The sequence below is a fragment of the Leclercia sp. J807 genome, assembly GCF_009734465.1.
In the GTDB taxonomy this organism is placed as follows: domain Bacteria; phylum Pseudomonadota; class Gammaproteobacteria; order Enterobacterales; family Enterobacteriaceae; genus Enterobacter.
This window is the reverse complement of record NZ_CP046446.1, coordinates 3,881,504-3,899,076: the sequence shown is the minus strand read 5'-3', so window position 1 is coordinate 3,899,076 and position 17,573 is coordinate 3,881,504. Positions and strand designations below refer to the sequence as shown.

Sequence of the window (17,573 nt, the reverse complement as noted above, 5' to 3'; positions counted from 1 at the left end):
GCAAAGGGAAGGGGATCAGTAACCCTGCTCGAAGTAACTTTCGAGAATAATCACCGCAGAAGCGGAATCGACGCTGCCTTTGTTTAGCGCGCGAAAACCGCCATGCTCGAACAGACCGGCGCGGGCTTCAACCGTGCTTAACCGCTCGTCATGCAGCTTAATCGCCACGCCAAAACGGCCATGAATTTTATTGGCAAAATTGCGCGCCCGGGCAGTTAGTGGCTGTTCTGTGCCATCCATATTCAGCGGTAAACCGACGATGACCTCGTCCGGCTGCCACTCTTTCAGCAGTCGTTCGATCAGGTTCCAGTCCGGGGTGCCGTTTTGCGCTTTCAGCGCCGTCAGCGGGCGGGCGGTGCCGGTGATGCGCTGGCCGATCGCCACGCCGATACTTTTGGTGCCGAAATCAAAGGCGAGAAGCGTGCCGCTCATCAGGCGTGCCCCGCGACGCCAGGCATGGTCTGGATATCAATGCCGATCAGTTTTGCCGCATCCCGCCAGCGATCGGCGATAGGGGTTTTAAACAGAATGTTCAGATCTGCCGGGGCCGTGAGCCAGGCATTATCCAGGATCTCCTGCTCAAGCTGGCCTTTTTCCCATGAGGCGTAACCGAGCGCCACAAGCACATCCGCCGGCTGGCTGGTGGTGCCCAGCGTCTCCAGCACGTCACGGGAGGTGGTCACAACGGTATTGTCAGAGATGCGGATGCTGGAGGAGAAACCGGGCGGCGTATGCAAAATAAAGCCGCGATCTTCTGCCAGCGGGCCACCCAGCATCACCGGTTTGTCGAGACGAATTTCAGGAACACGTTCGTCCTGGGAAATTTTCAGTTTTTCCAGAATGCCTTCAACAGTCAGATTTTCCAGCGGTTTATTGATGATAATCCCCATCGCACCCTCTTCGCTGTACTCGCAGATATACACGACGGAACGGCGGAAAATCGGATCCTGGAGAGCAGGCATGGCAATCAGAAAGTGATGCTGTAAATTCATTGTCAGAGGTTCAGTTTCCTGGTTTAAAAAGCGACAGCACCCAGTATGCGGACAAAACCCGACACTGTCACTATACACTTCACCCTTCACGCTGCCGGGGCAATGGCTGCGCCTTGATGCAGCATGAAGGGTTGTGTGTATAAATATTGGGACTGTTACTGCTTCAGCCGTTTTTCGATCGCATCCATCAGCATGCCGGTGATAGAAACCGGGAACTCAGCTTCGATTTCACGAATACAGGTCGGGCTGGTCACGTTCACTTCTGTCAGGCGATCGCCAATGATGTCGAGGCCAACGAAGATCAGCCCTTTGGCTTTTAACAGCGGACCCACGCGGCGGGCAATTTCCCAGTCGCTTTCGGTCAGCGGACGCGGCTCGCCACGGCCACCGGCCGCCAGGTTACCACGGGTTTCGCCACCCTGCGGAATACGCGCCAGGCAGTAAGGCACCGGTTCGCCGTCCACTACCAGCACGCGCTTGTCGCCGTCGACAATCGCCGGAATATAGTTCTGCGCCATGCAGTAGCGGGTGCCATGCTCGGTCAGCGTTTCGGCGATCACCCCCAGGTTTGGGTCACCCTCTTTAACGCGGAAGATTGAGGCGCCGCCCATGCCATCCAGCGGTTTCAGGATGATATCGCCATGTTTCTGCCAGAAGGCTTTCAGCTGCGCTTTGTTGCGCGTCACCAGCGTCTCTGGCGTCAGGTCGGAGAACCAGGCGGTGTAGAGCTTCTCGTTACAGTCGCGCAGGCTCTGCGGCTTGTTGACGATCAGGGTGCCTTTCTCTTCTGCGCGCTCCAGGATATAGGTGCAGTAGATGTACTCCGTGTCGAACGGCGGGTCTTTACGCATCAGGATCACGTCGAGTTCGGCAAGCGGCAGATCCTGCTCGGAACCAAAATCGTACCATTTATCGTAATTCTGCTCGACGTTGACGATGCGGGTGCGCGCACGCGCTTCGCCGTTAATCAGATACAGATCGCTCATCTCCATATAGTGGAGCTGATAGCCGCGACGTTGCGCTTCCAGCAGCATAGCGAAGCTGGAATCTTTCTTGATATTGATGCTTGCGATGGGGTCCATCACGATGCCGAGCTTGATCATTGTCTTCTCCGTTAATGCTTCAACCTAAATCGCCAAAACGCACCTGCAGGGCAGTGATGGCGGTTAGCGCGGTGGTCTCAGTACGCAGAACGCGGGGTCCCAACAGAATATCAGTAAACTGGTAGCGTGCGGTCATGGCGATCTCATCCGCCGACAGGCCGCCTTCCGGACCGATCAACAAACGCACGCGCTCAACCGGCAGCGGCAGGGTGTTGATGCTGGCGCTGGCGCGGGGATGAAGGTTGAGCTTCAGACCCTGCTCCTCTTCCGCGCACCAGGCTTCAAGATCCATGGCCGGACGGATCTCCGGGACGCGGTTGCGGCCACACTGCTCACAGGCGGCAATGGCGATTTTTTGCCACTGCTGGAGCTTCTTATTCAGACGTTCAGCATCCAGTTTAACCCCGCAGCGCTCAGAAAAAAGTGGCGTAATGAGGCTTACACCCAGTTCGATCGATTTCTGGATGGTGAATTCCATTTTTTCGCCGCGCGACATCACCTGGCCTAAATGGATATGCAGCGGTGATTCACGATCGTCGATGTCGCCACGCAGGACGCTGACCTGCACGCTTTTTTTATCGGCGCGAATAATTTCGGCGTCAAAAACCTGATTTGAACCATCAAACAGTTGAATCGCCTGGCCTGCACCCATGCGCAGCACGCGGCCAACGTGGTTGGCGGCCTCTTCAGAGAGGGCGATTTCGCTGCCAGCGGCAATCGGTTCTGGGTGATAAATACGAGGAACACGCATAGTTAAGAAATCCATCAAGAGCTGAGTCCCCCTCATCCCACAGGGGAGAGGGGGACGCTAAGAAACAGTTGCCGCTAGTGTAGGTTAGCTCTTTTGCGCCTGGCAAGCGCGCTGGACGTAAGGGTTGTGATTCCCCTGTACTTTGGCGATGCGCTCGTCTCGTATGCACTCCCAGGCCGTCACCGGATAGAGTTTATCCCAGGCGTTGAAGAGCTGGGTCTGCTGCCGGGAGAGGTTGAGGTGATACCTGTCGCGCATATAGAAGTAGATGCGGGCGATGCTGCCGCGGGCGCGGGCAGGCGGCTCGGCAAGTTTCTCCTTGAAATCGACCTTCATGGCGCACTGGCCATACTGGCCTTCGCCGCCGTTCCACTGGCTGTACATAAAGTTGCCGCGATCGCCATTTACCTCGCCCACGGCGGGTTGCAGGTTATGCATATCGCTCTCTATCTGGCGATAGATCGGGTCTTTGGCGCAGTTTTTACGCCCGCCATCCTGCCAGCACTGACGCTGGTGGCCGAACTGCCAGGCCGGAACCACATGTTCCCACTCAATGCGGCTGGCGCGGTTTTCATTTTTACGCACTTTATAGCCGCAGGATTGCAGATCCACGACCCCTTTTTTGCCCTGCCAGTTAATTTTGCAGCCACAGTAAAAATCGCCCGGCACGTCGGCATTGACCTTTACGCCTGCGGCTTTTGCCTGAGAGAAACTGTGGATACCTTCGGCCAGCGCATGGCCTGAGAACGCCGTCGTCAGAAATGCGACCGCGAGAGAAAAATTACGGGACATCGTGAACTCCGTGTCAAAACGAGCCCGCAACGTAACGAAAGTTGTTCCTGTATGCAATCAGGTAGATCAGGAATGTTCCTGATTGTTCTGCCGCTTACTCAGCGATAAGGGGTTCACCGCACTTGACGCAGCGGTAGGTTGCTTCTCCGCGCACCACCCGGTTATGGCGACGCACCGTAAGCTGGTGCTGCTGACAGGGGCAGCGATAGGGGAACGTATTGCGCCGAACGGAATCAAGCTCGAACTGGTGGGTTCGGCGAGCCGGAACGCCCAGCACGGCTTCCATCATCCATTTCCACTCTTTGCCGTGCGGCGCCACGCGGCCAAAGTGCTTCCATACCAGCAGATGCGCCAGTTCATGCGGCACCACCTCGTCAATAAACGCCTGCTGGTTTTCCAGCATTAAAACGGGGTTAAGGCGGATCTCGTACGCGTCCAGCCAGGCGGTGCCTGCTGCGGTGCCGCGCTGCTGCCACACCAGCTTAGGTTCAGGGTAGTTCCGGTCGAGTTTCAGGTTGGCCTGGGCCAGTTTATCGCGCAGGCTGCGCATAGCGGCTTGCTGAAGCGCAATAGGGAGACGGGGTGTTTTCATAGGAGCAGAGCATAGAGCCTGCGGCGAGGCGGTGCAAGCGGCTTCCTCCGCAGGGGAGGAAGCCGGACGGATCAGTCGTGGGAGCCAATTTCGCGCAGTGGACGACCTTTCATCAGGTTGCGTTCGATATGTTCCAGCGAAACATGTTTCGTTTCAGGAACCAGCCACAGCGTCAGCACGATAAACAGCAGGTTCAGACCGCCGTACACCCAGAAGGTGTTGGCATTACCCAGCGTATCGAGCATGGTCAGGAAGGTTGCGCCGACAATCATGTTGGCGATCCAGTTGGTGGCGGTGGAGCAAGTAATACCGAAGTCGCGGCCTTTCAGCGGCTGGATCTCAGAACAGAGTACCCAGATCAGCGGGCCTGCGCTCATCGCAAAACCGACGATAAACATCAGCAGCATCGCCACGGCCACGTACTGCATGGTTGGAGAGTTGATACCCACATGCAGCATGGTACCCAGCACGCCCATACCCGCCGCCATGACCAGGAAGCCCAGCGTCAGCGTCGGTTTACGACCCCAGCGATCCACCAGACCGATGGCGATAAAGGTCGCCAGCACGTTGGTCAGGCCGACAATAACGGTGCCCCACATCTGCTGAGTGGTGTTGCTGTAACCCGCCAGCTCAAAGATTTTTGGCGCGTAATACATAATGACGTTCATCCCGGTGAACTGCTGCATGATCTGCAGCAGCACGCCAAGGAACACCGCCCGACGGAAGTTGCTGTTCTCTTTAAACAGCGCCCAGCCGCTCTGTTTTACCTGCAGGCTTTCGCGGATCTCTTCCAGCTCACGCTTCGCTTCCGCGCTGGTATCGCGCAGGCGCAGCAGGACGCGCTCCGCATCGTTAAAGCGCCGCTTGGCCGCAAACCAGCGTGGGCTGTCAGGCAGGAAGAAGACGCCAATCAGCAGCAGCACCGCCGGGATAATGATCACGCCCAGCATCCAGCGCCATGCGCCGCTGTAGCTGAAGGCGGTGTCAGAAAGATAGGCGCCAAGAATACCGATAGTGATCATCAGCTGATACATGGAGATCATGCTGCCGCGGATTTTCTCCGGTGCAATCTCAGACAGATACAGCGGCGCGGTATAAGAGGCCACACCCACCGCCAGGCCCAGCAGCACACGCGAAGCAATCAGCACTTCCACGTTAGGCGCCGCGGCAGAGAAGAGCGAACCGGCAACAAACAGAATCGCGCCAATCATCAGGCTCTTTTTACGCCCGAGTTTGAAGGAGAGCCAGCCGCTGCCGACCGCCCCGACCGCAGCTCCGAACATCATCGAGCTGACCACCCACTCCTGGGTATGGGAATCGATCTGGAATTCGTCAGTAATGAACGGCAGGGCGCCGGCAATCACGCCGATATCGAGGCCGAAAAGTAAACCTGCCAGTGCTGCGAGGAAGCAGACGAAGAATGTCATCGTCTTGTTGGACGTCCGTCCCTGTTTTTTATTATCAGGCATGAAGCCTCCAGTTGGTTTTTTGTTTTATGAATGTAAAGTTTTGAATGGGATGCTGTAAAAGTATGTGAGAGGGGCGGGACAGACAAAGAGAGTATTCCGAAAGGGCTGCGTTTTTATCGCGATGTAAGCGATTTCAGGCGGGGCATTCAGGGGCCTAAAAAACAAAAAGCCAGCACGAGGCTGGCTTTTTCAGTAAGCGGTCAGTCGATTATTTCAGACCGGCAGCTTCACGCAGCAGGGCGGCTTTGTCGGTTTTTTCCCACGGGAAATGTTCGCGACCAAAGTGACCGTAAGCAGCGGTTTCTTTGTAGATTGGGTGCAGCAGATCCAGCATCTGGATCAGACCGTATGGACGCAGGTCGAAGAATTCGCGCACCAGCAAGGTCAGCTGCTCAGATGGCACTTTTTCGGTACCAAAGGTTTCAACCATGATGGAGGTCGGTTCCGCCACGCCGATAGCGTAGGAGACCTGGATCTCACAGCGGTCTGCCAGGCCAGCAGCCACGATGTTTTTGGCAACATAACGTGCTGCGTAGGCTGCGGAACGGTCAACTTTAGACGGATCCTTACCGGAGAATGCGCCGCCACCGTGACGCGCCATGCCGCCGTAGGTATCAACGATGATCTTACGACCGGTCAGGCCACAGTCGCCCATTGGTCCACCGATAACAAAGCGGCCCGTTGGGTTGATGAAGTATTTTGTAGAGGCATTCAGCCATTCGGTCGGCAGAACCGGCTTGATGATCTCTTCCATCACCGCTTCCTGCAGGGATTTCTGCTCGATATCTTCAGCGTGCTGAGTAGAGAGAACCACCGCGTCGATACCGACAATTTTGCCGTCGTCGTACTGGAAGGTGACCTGGCTTTTCGCATCCGGACGCAGCCACGGCAGGGTGCCGTTTTTACGCACTTCAGCCTGACGCTGCACCAGACGGTGCGCATAGGTGATTGGCGCTGGCATCAGCACGTCGGTTTCGTTGGTCGCGTAGCCAAACATCAGGCCCTGGTCGCCCGCACCCTGTTCCAGCGGATCGGCACGGTCAACGCCCTGGTTGATGTCAGGGGACTGTTTGCCAATGGCGCTCAGGACGGCGCAAGAGTTGGCATCAAAGCCCATATCAGAATGTACATAGCCGATTTCACGTACGGTGTTACGGGTGATCTCTTCGATATCAACCCATGCACTGGTCGTGATTTCACCGCCTACCATCACCATGCCGGTTTTGACATAAGTTTCACACGCTACGCGCGCCTTTGGATCCTGCTCGAGGATCGCATCCAGCACGGCATCGGAGATTTGGTCAGCAATTTTATCAGGATGTCCTTCTGATACAGACTCGGACGTAAACAGGTGTTTTGCCATGTTTTATTTTACCTAAGGAGAATTTGTTTAGCTCAAACTGTCGTGTGGGATAGCCGTGGCAGGTTTTTCCACCAGGACTTGCAGATGGTGACACTGGCAGTCTGAGTGTTAATCGGTATGGATGGATTAACATCTGGACGGCTATTTTAGGTCACTTCTTCGCCCGATTTCCAGCTTTTTTTGAAGGTATCCACACGCCCCTGAAAACCCTGCTGGAAATTTTTGCTGACGGTGCGTCAATGCTCGCATTTATATTTTGCATTTTCCGCGTCTTGTCGGTATAAAACGCGGCGCGCGGCTCATACAAAAAAGCACACGACGTTTCTTCGTGTCGCCACTTCCAGCCGGGTAAAGCAGTGAACTTTTAGCTTTAACTTGTCGCGAGTTTTATCAGGCTTGCGTGGAGGTGATACGAGATAATGAACCGTCGTTTTCCGCTAATTCAGTTCTGCCTTTCAGGCCGGAACATGTTCCCCGCCATTCGCATTTCTAATCTGCAAACCTGCCGATGTTATACCCATCTCGGCGCTTCTCAGGATTCCCGGGCAGGCACTACGCTTTGTGAAGACTGAACAAGGGCGCTCTTGTTAATACAAGAGTTTTCTCGTGGTTTCGCCGGACCTTGTCATACAGAGTTCGGATACGTGTTTTACAATGATATGAATAAGAAACCGGTCGCACGGCCCGGCTTTCAGCATTCTGTGCTGGAAAACCGGTCGGATAATGGGTTGTTATCGCAGATTGACGCTGCGATAGTAGTCAACTGTTTTACACTTAATAGTAAGAGTTGAGGTTCGCTATGTCTGACGACATGTCTTCGTTTTCGCCTTCGTCAGCGGGCGAACAGGGTGTACTACGTTCTATGCAGGAGGTTGCGATGAGCTCCCAGGAAGCCAGCAAGATGCTGCGCACATACAATATTGCGTGGTGGGGTAACAACTACTACGACGTCAACGAGCTGGGCCACATCAGCGTTTGCCCGGATCCTGACGTACCGGAAGCGCGCGTCGATCTCGCCAAACTGGTAAAAGCACGCGAAGCGCAGGGCCAGCGTCTGCCCGCTCTGTTCTGCTTCCCGCAGATCCTGCAACACCGTCTGCGCTCCATTAACGCCGCCTTTAAGCGCGCGCGTGAATCCTACGGCTATAACGGCGACTACTTCCTGGTCTATCCGATCAAGGTAAACCAGCATCGTCGCGTTATTGAATCCCTGATCCACTCCGGCGAACCGCTGGGTCTGGAAGCCGGTTCCAAAGCGGAGCTGATGGCGGTGCTGGCCCATGCCGGCATGACCCGTTCGGTGATCGTCTGTAACGGTTATAAAGACCGTGAATACATTCGTCTGGCGCTGATCGGTGAGAAGATGGGCCACAAGGTCTATCTGGTCATCGAGAAGATGTCTGAGATTAACATTGTGCTGGAAGAGGCCGAGCGTCTGAACGTGGTGCCGCGCCTGGGCGTACGTGCGCGTCTGGCCTCCCAGGGCTCCGGCAAGTGGCAGTCCTCCGGCGGTGAAAAATCCAAGTTTGGCCTCGCGGCGAACCAGGTTCTGCAGCTGGTGGAGATCATGCGCGAACGTGGTCGTCTGGACAGCATCCAACTGCTGCACTTCCACCTCGGTTCCCAGATGGCCAACATCCGCGATATCGCCACCGGCGTACGCGAGTCGGCCCGTTTCTACGTCGAGCTGCATAAGCTGGGCGTAAATATCCAGTGCTTCGACGTGGGCGGCGGCCTGGGCGTGGACTACGAGGGTACTCGCTCCAAGTCTGACTGCTCCGTGAACTACGGCCTGAACGAATACGCGAACAACATTATCTGGGCTATCGGCGATGCCTGCGAAGAGCATGGCCTACCGCACCCGACGGTGATCACCGAGTCCGGGCGTGCGGTGACCGCGCACCATACGGTGCTGGTCTCCAACATTATCGGCGTTGAGCGCAACGAATACACCGAAGCCACACCACCTGCTGACGACGCGCCACGCGCCCTGCAGAGCATGTGGGAAACCTGGCAGGAGATGCACGAGCCGGGCACCCGCCGTTCCCTGCGCGAGTGGCTGCACGACAGCCAGATGGACCTGCATGATATTCATATCGGCTATTCATCCGGTACATACAGCCTGCAGGAACGCGCCTGGGCAGAGCAGCTCTATCTGAACATGTGCCACGAAGTGCAGAAACAGCTCGATCCAAGCAACCGTGCGCACCGTCCGATCATCGACGAGTTGCAGGAGCGTATGGCGGACAAAATGTACGTCAACTTCTCGTTGTTCCAGTCGATGCCGGACGCGTGGGGTATCGATCAGCTGTTCCCGGTCCTGCCGCTGGAAGGGCTGAACCAGGTGCCTGAGCGCCGCGCGGTGCTGCTGGATATCACCTGTGACTCCGACGGCGCGATCGATCACTACATTGACGGTGACGGTATCGCCACCACCATGCCAATGCCGGAGTACGATCCGGAGAACCCACCTATGCTGGGCTTCTTTATGGTCGGGGCCTATCAGGAGATCCTGGGCAACATGCACAACCTGTTCGGGGACACCGAAGCGGTTGACGTGTTTGTCTTCCCTGACGGCAACGTGGAAGTGGAGCTCTCTGACGAGGGCGACACCGTGGCGGACATGCTGCAGTACGTGCAGCTCGATCCGAACAAACTGCTGACCCAGTTCCGCGATCAGGTGAAAAAGACCGACCTGGACGATACGTTGCAGAAACAGTTCCTGGAAGAGTTTGAAGCCGGTCTGTACGGTTACACATATCTGGAAGACGAGTAATGACAGTGCCCGGCGACGTTTGCATCGCCGGGCTTTTCCTGCCCCAGCCAGTCGATGGCGATCACAAAATCCTGCCGCTCAAATGTGAGTTAGATCACCTGAAATTTCCCCAGGTCGTGATCGGTCTCACTTTTTCTACCGCTGATTGCGCTAACTGCTCTTTTCTTTTTGCCTGACGGATTTACTTCCCGCCCCTGTGCCACCATGCTTTCACTATCGCTTAGTCGTGAGCCAGGCTTGCTATCAACGCCGCGATGCGTGGCGGATTGAGCAGTGTGGCAAAGGAGGAGGGATGTTGTGAGCCGTGCTGAAGCAGCCACGTTTCAAGCTCGCGATTCTGATGCGTAAAGTGTGCCAGCGCCGCGGTGAATTCCGCCCTGACATCCGCTTGTTCGCCATATTTGCGCAGCCACAGTTTCAGCGTCAGCGCCCGGGTGAACGCGCTGTAGATATGGCTATATTTTACCGCCCGGGTTACCCCGGAAAGGAGAATATGCCGGGCGTCGTCGGTGAGCATGCTATCAGGCAGAAGGTTAGATGCCCGGCTGTACATATAGTCGGCCAGGAAGCGGCTACGCTGGTCCTCAAGCTCGATAAGCTGACGCTGCTGGTGGCCCAGCTCCGGATCGTCGCTCGGCATCAGCGGTTGAAAAGACTGGGTCCAGCTGGCGCCGCGGGTATCAAGATGAAGCAGATGCAGGGTCTGGTCTAAATCTTCCGGGGGGCGGCTGTGGGATTGCAGCACCCGCCCCAGTAGGGTAGGCGTTTTACAGCTCCATTCGTGGCTGGCGACGAGAATATCGCTGATGGCGTTAAGGGTTGGCAAGGTGAGAGGGGCGCGGGCGCGTTGCTGTAGCCAGGGAGCGATCAGTTGACGGGGGGCAACCTCTGGCTCGTGGATCAGCCGGGAGAGGCCGGACAAATTAAGCTCGTTAACGGAATCTTCCAGCGTCAGGTCGGGCAGCCACTCCCAGTCGACGCGGACGGTGATGGCCTCTGGCGTACTGTCGAGCTGATTAAGCCAGCTAAGGCGCTGCTGGATCTCGTCAAGCAGATAACAGGGCAGCAGCGTCCAGCCATATTCCAGCCCCCAGAGATCCAGCTCCAGCCATTTCTGGTTGTGGCGAATGTTGAGCAGATTGGGATTACCGGCAAAGCCGGGACGGTAATCGAGTTCGGTTGCTTTAACCGAGGCGCGAACGTCGCCGGGCAAGGCCTCCAGCGCTTCCCGCAGCATATGCCGGGGCCAGGTTTTGTCCTGGTAATCGCGTAAAATAAGCTGGCGTCCCAGTTGCCGGATGCCCTTATATAACGCCTTTAATGCGCTAATCCACTTTTCGGTGCTGACGTCGGGCGTGGATAACGACAGGCGCAGACCGCGAACGGTGGGCAACGCGGCGAGAATGTGCGGAATGACGTTCTGAAAAAAAGCGTGAATAAAGTGGGATTCGTTATTTTCAGAAAGAAAAAACTCCGGGAATTTTGACTTTAATTCCTGGCTATTAGGGGTGGCTTCTCCCTGTAACCAAAGCTGCAAATTATGACGTTGAACATAGTCGCCCACTTTGCGTAAATAAATAATGGCATTTTCCTGGGCGATAGTGAGATTAATTAAATCGGCGCCTTTACAATGCGGTGAAGGCGGAGCCAGACGCGCTAATAATGACTGCTGGTGAATAATAATGCCCTGAAAACCATAGCCTGTGGCCAGTCGTACCGCTTTTTCAATAAAAGCCCAGCGCCATATTTCAGGTGAATTAAATTCCATTAACAGGTAAGGCGTCGTTGTATTCATTAAACGCATTCCGCAGCGATAAAAAACGCATGCTAGATGCGATCCCCGCAAAGATCAAACGCCGCTGCTGGCGTAAGAAAAAAAGTGTGAGCCTGCTCGAATGCGCTAAAAACGTGTGTCATCTGCAGGCCAGATTGTTATGCCCTGACAGGAGGAGTTCCCATGGCGAAAGGTATGAAGGTACAATTACATTTTGAACATTATATCGATGAGGATACCGGCGCTAAAGTTACCCGCTTCACGCCTGTTGATGTTATTTGTCATCGTAATTACTTTTACCAGAAATGTTTTATTGATGGTGGCAGCAAATTAATTTTTGCCGGTGAGTTCGATGTTAACCGCAACTATTATTTGCTGGATCTGGCGACGGGTATAGCAACGCAATTAACGGAAGGCGCGGGCGATAATACCTTTGGCGGATTTTTATCACCGGATGAAACTTCGCTCTATTATGTCAAAAGCGAACGCAATTTAATGCGGGTAAATCTGTCGACGCTGCAGGAAGAGATCGTTTATCAAGTGCCGGAAGAGTGGGTGGGATATGGCACCTGGGTGGCGAACAGCGCCTGCAATAAGCTTGTCGGCGTGGAGATCCATCGCGACAGCTGGCGGCCAATTAGCGACTGGACCGTCTTCCAGACCTTCTGGGCCGAGCAGCCGCGCTGTCGGGTTATCCGCATCGATCTGCATACAGGGGAGAGAACCACGCTGCTGGAGGAGAATCAGTGGCTGGGGCATCCGATTTATCGACCTTTTGATGATAACACCGTGGCCTTCTGCCACGAGGGGCCTTTGGACCGGGTTGATGCCCGTATGTGGCTGATGGACGAAGATGGCAACAATATTCGTAAAGCCAGACAGCCCGCTCCCGGCGAAAGCTATACCCATGAATTCTGGGTGCCGGATGGCTCGGCGCTGATGTACGTCACCTATGTGAAAAACAGCCCTGTGCGCTATTTATGCCGTATTGATGGCCAGAGCGGCCAGGATGAACGCCTGATGGCGATGCCCCCCTGTTCCCACGTTATGAGTAACGAAGATGGCTCCCTCGCCGTAGGCGACGGTTCCGGCGTGCCCATTGATATCGCCGATAACTCCGGCTATGGCGATACCAGCGATCCCTACCTGTGGTTATTTGATTTGCGGAAAAAGCAAGCCTACAAAATCGCCCGTCACAGCTCCTCCTGGCAGGTGCTGGACGGCGATCGCCAGGTGACGCATCCGCACCCCTCGTTTACGCCCGACGAAAAAGCGGTGCTGTTCAGCACGGATAAAGACGGTAAACCGGCGCTCTATCTGGCCGAGATCCCGCCTGAGGTTTTGCAAAACATTAAGGCTTAATAAGGAGCAAACGATGAAGAAACGTAACGCTTGCCTGAGCGCCTCATTATTGCTTGCCTGCTCCTGCCTTGCGGCGGCGCAGGCGGCGGAAATCCGTATCTCCTGGTGGGGAGGAAACAGCCGCCACCAGGCGACCTTGAACGCCATTAAGCTGTTTGAGCAAAAATATCCTGATATCAAGGTGAAGGCCGAATACGCCGGGTGGGAAGGATACCTCTCGCGCCTGACCGTACAGATTGCGGGCGGCAACGAGCCGGATGTCATTCAGACCAACTGGAACTGGCTGCCTATTTTTTCCCGGGACGGCAACGGCTTTTATGATCTCTACAGCCAGAAAGCGGTGCTCGACCTCGGGCAATATGATCCGCAGTCCCTGAGCACCACCACGGTCAACGGCAAGCTGAACGGCATTCCGGTGGCGGTGACAGCACGCAGCTTCTACTACAACAAGAAATTATGGCAGGAGATGGGCGTCAGCTATCCGCAGAGCTGGCCGGAGCTGATGGCGGCCGGGAAAGCGTTTCAGGCAAAAGACAAAGAGAAATATCCGCTGGTACTCGACTATATGGAGTCGTTGACGCTGGTACAGTCCTGGATGGTGCAGAAATACGCGATTCCGGCGATTAATGAGAAAACGGGCAAGTTCAACTATACCCCGAAGCAGTGGGTGGAGTTCTTCCAGCTGTATAAAGATCTTGTCGACAGCCACGTCTTCCCTTCCATGCGGGTACTCTCCTCTTACGGCAAAAGTAATACCTGGGAGATGAAGCCCTGGATCCAGGGGAAATGGGGTGGCATCTATATGTGGAATACGAATGCCGTGATGTATGAAAACAACCTGACCGCGCCCTATAACAAGCTGGAGCTGGGGCCATTCTTTATGCTGCCGGGGGCGAAAGATGCCGGATTATTCTTCAAGCCGACAATGATGTTCAGCGTGGGGAAATCGACGAAGCACCCACAGGAGGCGGCGAAGCTGATCGATTTTTTAATGAACGATCCGCAGGGCGTCAAAGCGATGGGGCTGGAGCGCGGCACGCCGCTGAGTAAAAAGGCCGCGCAGCAGCTGGAGGCAGAGGGAGTGATCCAAAAGGACAACATTACCGTGGCCGGGATCAACGCCTCTCTGGCACTGCCCCATAACATCCCCACCTCGCCCTATTTCGATAACCCGCAGTTTGTCGAGCTTTGGCACAACACCATTGAAAATATCGACCAGGGCACCCTTACGGTAGAGCAGGCGGCGAAAAGCTTCTCCCGTAATGCCGAACGCATCCTGGGCAGAGCAATGCGCTAACCCGACGATACCGGTTCACAGATGATGGGGAAGGATATGATTACCTTTAGCGCAACGCTAACCTGCCGTTATGAAACGCTTTTTTCACCTTTTACCCCGCAAGACTTTGAGCAGGGGCTGGCGTGGCTGGCGCAAAGCGGCTTCGACGCCGCCGAACTGTGCATCAATGATTATGAAGGCATGGAGGTCTCATGGCTGAAAAAGCGTCTGGATGACTACCGGCTGGGGTGTACCACTATTGCCACGGGGCAGGCCCGCAAGCGCGATGGCCTCTCTTTACTTTCCAGCGACAGGGCGGTGGTTTTGCGTACTCAACGGCGCCTGGCGGAGCATATTGACGCCGCCGCGCAGCTGTCGAGCCATGTCACCATAGGCTCATTGCGCGCAACGGACAGGATGCTGAGTAAAACCGAGTATATGCATGCGCTGGCGGAGGCGATGGCGCCTTGCGTGGAGCAGGCGAAGCGGTGCGGCGTGACGCTGGTCCTTGAAGCCCTTAATCGCTATGAAATCGCGCATCTGCACAGCGCGGCGGATATGATGGCGTTTATGAACTTCTGCGACGCACCGGAAAACGTCGGCGTGTTATGGGATATTTTCCATGCCAATATTGAGGATCGCGATTTCACCGACGCGATAGCCTTGCTGGGCTCCCGGCTGCGGCATGTGCATTTTGCCGACTCTAACCGGGCGTTTCCGGGGTATGGCCATTTGCCGATTGACGACATCTATCTGGCGCTAAAAGCGGCCAACTATCAGGGTGCGGTTTCGCTGGAGTGTCTGTGCCAGCCGTCAACGGCAACGCTGATTGAAGAGGCCGGTCCGCTGATCGATCGGTTGCGTCGCTTATAAGGGGTGAAGTGGGGGGATCATTTTTCCTGACTTGAACCTGCGCAGATTAACGGCGATAATTCTTTTTATTGCCTTTTTCCAATCTAACCCTTCCTCGTCGGGCTAACGACGCGGGAGGGTTTTTTTATAGCGACGAATATGAGGTTTTTGCCATGAGCACCTTAGGTCACCAGTACGACAACTCGTTAGTTTCTAATGCCTTTGGTTTTCTACGCCTTCCGATGAATTTCCAGCCTTACGACAGCGATGCGGACTGGGTGATCACCGGCGTACCATTTGATATGGCGACATCCGGTCGTGCCGGTGGCCGTCATGGCCCGGCGGCCATTCGTCAGGTTTCCACCAACCTCGCCTGGGAGCATAACCGCTTCCCGTGGAACTTCGACATGCGCGAGCGCCTGAACGTCGTGGACTGCGGTGACCTGGTATATGCCTTCGGTGACGCGCGTGAAATGAGTGAAAAACTGCAGGCGCACGCAGAAAAACTGCTGGCTGCCGGCAAGCGCATGCTCTCCTTCGGTGGTGACCACTTCGTGACGCTGCCACTGCTGCGCGCCCACGCGAAACACTTCGGTAAGATGGCGCTGGTGCATTTCGATGCGCATACCGACACCTACGCGAACGGCTGTGAATTTGACCACGGCACCATGTTCTTCACCGCGCCGAAGGAAGGTCTGATCGATCCGAACCACTCCGTGCAGATCGGCATCCGTACCGAATTCGACAAAGACAACGGTTTCACCGTGCTGGATGCCTGCCAGGTGAACGATCGCGGCGTGGATGACATCATCGCCCAGGTTAAGCAGATCGTCGGTGATATGCCGGTCTACCTGACCTTCGACATCGACTGCCTGGATCCCGCCTTTGCCCCAGGTACCGGTACCCCGGTGATCGGCGGCCTGACCTCAGACCGCGCCATCAAACTGGTGCGCGGCCTGAAGGATCTGAACATCGTCGGTATGGACGTCGTTGAAGTGGCCCCTGCCTATGACCAGTCCGAGATCACTGCGCTGGCCGCAGCGACCCTGGCGCTGGAGATGCTCTACATCCAGGCGGCGAAAAAAGGCGAGTAAGCCTTAGGCGCTGATTGCTGCTGCGCGACGCATGCGCAGCAGCAACATTCCCCCGGCCAGCAGGGTGATAACCTGCGACACCACCAGCACCGAAAAACCGGAGCTGACCGACCCGGCCGATTTCATCACCATCCCCATCAGTAGCGGAATAAACGCCGCGCAGATATTGCCAATCCCATTAATGATCCCGTAGGCACTGCCCACCGCTTCCCGCACGGCGTGATGCTGGATCACCGCAGGAATGGCGGCCCCCTGAAGCCCCCAGAAGATATTGGCGGAAAGCATAAACAGCGCCAGCCATACCGGCTGATGGCTGAGCATCAGCGCGACCACTGACAACGCGGTCAACGCGCCGCCCACAACAAAGAGTACCGGAGCCTGGTCCGGGCGCATTTTATCGAGCAGCACACCACCGAGGAACTTTGAACCCAGGCTCAGCAGGAAGGGGATCGCCGCAAGCCAGCCCGTCGCGTGAAGGGAGAAATGGTGTTCATCCCGCAGCCACGCGGGCAGCCAGGCACTGCTTCCCCAGAGATAGCTCAGGGTGGCGATTTCAACCAGTAAAATCCAGCCCAGCAGCGGCGTTTGCCAGGCGAGGGTAAAGGTTTCGACAAATCCCGATTTTTTCTTCTGCACCGCACCGCGCGGTGCGGGCAGGAAGCGCCAGATTAACCCGCCACCCAGCAGCAGATTGATTGCCGCCAGCGCATAGAACGAACCCGCCCAGCCCAGATGTGCCATCAGCCAGGTGACGAGCGGAAAGCCCACCGCCAGCCCGAGCGAGACGCCCAGCGCAGTGACGGCGTTGGGTTTGCCTATCTCTTCCGCGCTGAAGTTATCGCTGATAAAGCGCGTTTTCAGGGAAAAGAGCGGACCTTCGGCAATGCCCAGCACCAGGCGGGCGATAAGCATCCCCATTAGCGAGCCCAGCAATGGCGAAACAGCGCAGACCAGGGCCCAGATCGCAATGCTGCTTAACAGCCCCTGCCGATAATGAAGTTTGCTTTCAATAACAGGAGTTAATAATAAAGCGGAAAATCCATAACCCAGCAGAAAGCAGGTTATTAACATTCCTTGTAACATTCTGTTTTCATTTAACCGGAAATGCTCGGCAAATTCTGGGTTTAAAATCATCACCGAGATATTCACCCGGTCGACGTAGGAAATAATAATGAGTAATAACAATGCAATTGTGCCTTGCCATCTTGCCGTCATAATGCCTGCCTTATACATGCGTGTAATTTTATTTTTATTTGCGTGATTGTCACGGAGCTAAAATGGTTCACCTGTGAAACTCATTGTTTATAAACAATAAAATTTAAAGATGTTTCACAGGTGAAACACTCAGCTTTTCAGTTGTTTTATTTTTAGGTAACA

Annotated in this window: 16 protein-coding genes; 6 read left to right on the top strand and 10 right to left on the bottom strand. The window is 55.5% G+C overall.

Translation table 11 applies throughout. From position 1 onward, the window contains the following. Positions 1-15: 15 nt before the first annotated feature. The 8 genes from ruvX to metK all read right to left on the bottom strand — a co-directional run bounded on the left by ruvX (position 16) and on the right by metK (position 7,062). Positions 16-432 (bottom strand): Holliday junction resolvase RuvX, encoded by a 417-nt coding sequence (ruvX, locus tag GNG26_RS18445; protein WP_103822816.1) that lies wholly within the window; start codon positions 430-432, stop codon positions 16-18. Continuing rightward, positions 432-992 (bottom strand): YqgE/AlgH family protein, encoded by a 561-nt coding sequence (locus GNG26_RS18440; protein WP_103176923.1) that lies wholly within the window; start codon positions 990-992, stop codon positions 432-434. Before GNG26_RS18440 ends, ruvX begins: the two co-directional genes overlap by 1 nt. Positions 993-1,147: 155 nt before the next feature. After that, positions 1,148-2,095, bottom strand: a complete 948-nt coding sequence (gene gshB, locus GNG26_RS18435) for a glutathione synthase (RefSeq protein WP_156239743.1) — start codon at positions 2,093-2,095, stop codon at positions 1,148-1,150. Between the two features lie 19 nt (positions 2,096-2,114). Next, positions 2,115-2,846, bottom strand: a complete 732-nt coding sequence (gene rsmE / locus GNG26_RS18430) for a 16S rRNA (uracil(1498)-N(3))-methyltransferase (protein WP_103822814.1) — start codon at positions 2,844-2,846, stop codon at positions 2,115-2,117. 84 nt (positions 2,847-2,930) lie between these two features. Further along, a complete protein-coding gene (gene endA / locus GNG26_RS18425) occupies positions 2,931-3,638 on the bottom strand; it encodes a deoxyribonuclease I (protein ID WP_103176920.1) in 708 nt (235 codons plus the stop codon). Positions 3,639-3,732: 94 nt separating this feature from the next. Beyond that, entirely contained in the window at positions 3,733-4,230 is a 498-nt protein-coding gene (locus GNG26_RS18420) for a SprT family zinc-dependent metalloprotease (protein WP_103822812.1), read from the bottom strand. 71 nt (positions 4,231-4,301) lie between these two features. Next, positions 4,302-5,699 (bottom strand): galactose/proton symporter, encoded by a 1,398-nt coding sequence (gene galP / locus GNG26_RS18415; protein ID WP_156239742.1) that lies wholly within the window; start codon positions 5,697-5,699, stop codon positions 4,302-4,304. Between the two features lie 208 nt (positions 5,700-5,907). Further along, entirely contained in the window at positions 5,908-7,062 is a 1,155-nt protein-coding gene (metK, locus tag GNG26_RS18410) for a methionine adenosyltransferase (protein WP_103822810.1), read from the bottom strand. A 659-nt stretch (positions 7,063-7,721) separates the two neighbouring features. Between metK and yqgB the strand changes: the two genes are divergently transcribed. Further along, the gene (gene yqgB, locus GNG26_RS18405) at positions 7,722-7,853 is read left to right on the top strand and encodes an acid stress response protein YqgB (RefSeq protein ID WP_139156299.1); all 132 of its coding nucleotides are present in this window, start codon (positions 7,722-7,724) and stop codon (positions 7,851-7,853) included. Positions 7,854-7,861: 8 nt separating this feature from the next. Beyond that, the gene (speA, locus tag GNG26_RS18400) at positions 7,862-9,838 is read left to right on the top strand and encodes a biosynthetic arginine decarboxylase (protein ID WP_103822809.1); all 1,977 of its coding nucleotides are present in this window, start codon (positions 7,862-7,864) and stop codon (positions 9,836-9,838) included. A 220-nt stretch (positions 9,839-10,058) separates the two neighbouring features. Here the strand turns inward: speA and GNG26_RS18395 are convergent, their stop codons facing one another. Then, the gene (locus GNG26_RS18395; RefSeq protein ID WP_156239741.1) at positions 10,059-11,633 is read right to left on the bottom strand and encodes a hypothetical protein; all 1,575 of its coding nucleotides are present in this window, start codon (positions 11,631-11,633) and stop codon (positions 10,059-10,061) included. Between the two features lie 162 nt (positions 11,634-11,795). Between GNG26_RS18395 and GNG26_RS18390 the strand changes: the two genes are divergently transcribed. The 4 genes from GNG26_RS18390 (at position 11,796) to speB (ending at position 16,196) form a co-directional block, all read left to right on the top strand. Next, positions 11,796-12,974, top strand: a complete 1,179-nt coding sequence (locus GNG26_RS18390) for an oligogalacturonate lyase family protein (protein ID WP_156239740.1) — start codon at positions 11,796-11,798, stop codon at positions 12,972-12,974. A 13-nt stretch (positions 12,975-12,987) separates the two neighbouring features. After that, on the top strand, positions 12,988-14,271 hold the full coding sequence (locus GNG26_RS18385; protein WP_156239739.1) for an ABC transporter substrate-binding protein: 1,284 nt from the start codon (positions 12,988-12,990) through the stop codon (positions 14,269-14,271). A 36-nt stretch (positions 14,272-14,307) separates the two neighbouring features. After that, positions 14,308-15,123 (top strand): sugar phosphate isomerase/epimerase, encoded by an 816-nt coding sequence (locus GNG26_RS18380; RefSeq protein WP_197080113.1) that lies wholly within the window; start codon positions 14,308-14,310, stop codon positions 15,121-15,123. 152 nt (positions 15,124-15,275) lie between these two features. Next, a complete protein-coding gene (gene speB, locus GNG26_RS18375) occupies positions 15,276-16,196 on the top strand; it encodes an agmatinase (RefSeq protein ID WP_058608614.1) in 921 nt (306 codons plus the stop codon). 3 nt (positions 16,197-16,199) lie between these two features. Here speB and GNG26_RS18370 read toward each other — a convergent pair whose 3' ends face one another. Then, the gene (locus GNG26_RS18370) at positions 16,200-17,411 is read right to left on the bottom strand and encodes an MFS transporter (protein WP_156239737.1); all 1,212 of its coding nucleotides are present in this window, start codon (positions 17,409-17,411) and stop codon (positions 16,200-16,202) included. Between the last annotated feature and the right edge of the window lie 162 nt (positions 17,412-17,573).

Excerpts from the sequence above, each read along its gene's own strand:
- ruvX (WP_103822816.1), bottom strand. The coding sequence starts at position 432 with ATGAGCGGCACGCTTCTCGCCTTTGATTTCGGCACCAAAAGTATCGGC.
- GNG26_RS18440 (WP_103176923.1), bottom strand. The coding sequence starts at position 992 with ATGAATTTACAGCATCACTTTCTGATTGCCATGCCTGCTCTCCAGGAT.
- gshB (WP_156239743.1), bottom strand. The coding sequence starts at position 2,095 with ATGATCAAGCTCGGCATCGTGATGGACCCCATCGCAAGCATCAATATC.
- rsmE (WP_103822814.1), bottom strand. The coding sequence starts at position 2,846 with ATGCGTGTTCCTCGTATTTATCACCCAGAACCGATTGCCGCTGGCAGC.
- endA (WP_103176920.1), bottom strand. The coding sequence starts at position 3,638 with ATGTCCCGTAATTTTTCTCTCGCGGTCGCATTTCTGACGACGGCGTTC.
- GNG26_RS18420 (WP_103822812.1), bottom strand. The coding sequence starts at position 4,230 with ATGAAAACACCCCGTCTCCCTATTGCGCTTCAGCAAGCCGCTATGCGC.
- galP (WP_156239742.1), bottom strand. The coding sequence starts at position 5,699 with ATGCCTGATAATAAAAAACAGGGACGGACGTCCAACAAGACGATGACA.
- metK (WP_103822810.1), bottom strand. The coding sequence starts at position 7,062 with ATGGCAAAACACCTGTTTACGTCCGAGTCTGTATCAGAAGGACATCCT.
- yqgB (WP_139156299.1), top strand. The coding sequence starts at position 7,722 with ATGAATAAGAAACCGGTCGCACGGCCCGGCTTTCAGCATTCTGTGCTG.
- speA (WP_103822809.1), top strand. The coding sequence starts at position 7,862 with ATGTCTGACGACATGTCTTCGTTTTCGCCTTCGTCAGCGGGCGAACAG.
- GNG26_RS18395 (WP_156239741.1), bottom strand. The coding sequence starts at position 11,633 with ATGAATACAACGACGCCTTACCTGTTAATGGAATTTAATTCACCTGAA.
- GNG26_RS18390 (WP_156239740.1), top strand. The coding sequence starts at position 11,796 with ATGGCGAAAGGTATGAAGGTACAATTACATTTTGAACATTATATCGAT.
- GNG26_RS18385 (WP_156239739.1), top strand. The coding sequence starts at position 12,988 with ATGAAGAAACGTAACGCTTGCCTGAGCGCCTCATTATTGCTTGCCTGC.
- GNG26_RS18380 (WP_197080113.1), top strand. The coding sequence starts at position 14,308 with ATGATTACCTTTAGCGCAACGCTAACCTGCCGTTATGAAACGCTTTTT.
- speB (WP_058608614.1), top strand. The coding sequence starts at position 15,276 with ATGAGCACCTTAGGTCACCAGTACGACAACTCGTTAGTTTCTAATGCC.
- GNG26_RS18370 (WP_156239737.1), bottom strand. The coding sequence starts at position 17,411 with ATGACGGCAAGATGGCAAGGCACAATTGCATTGTTATTACTCATTATT.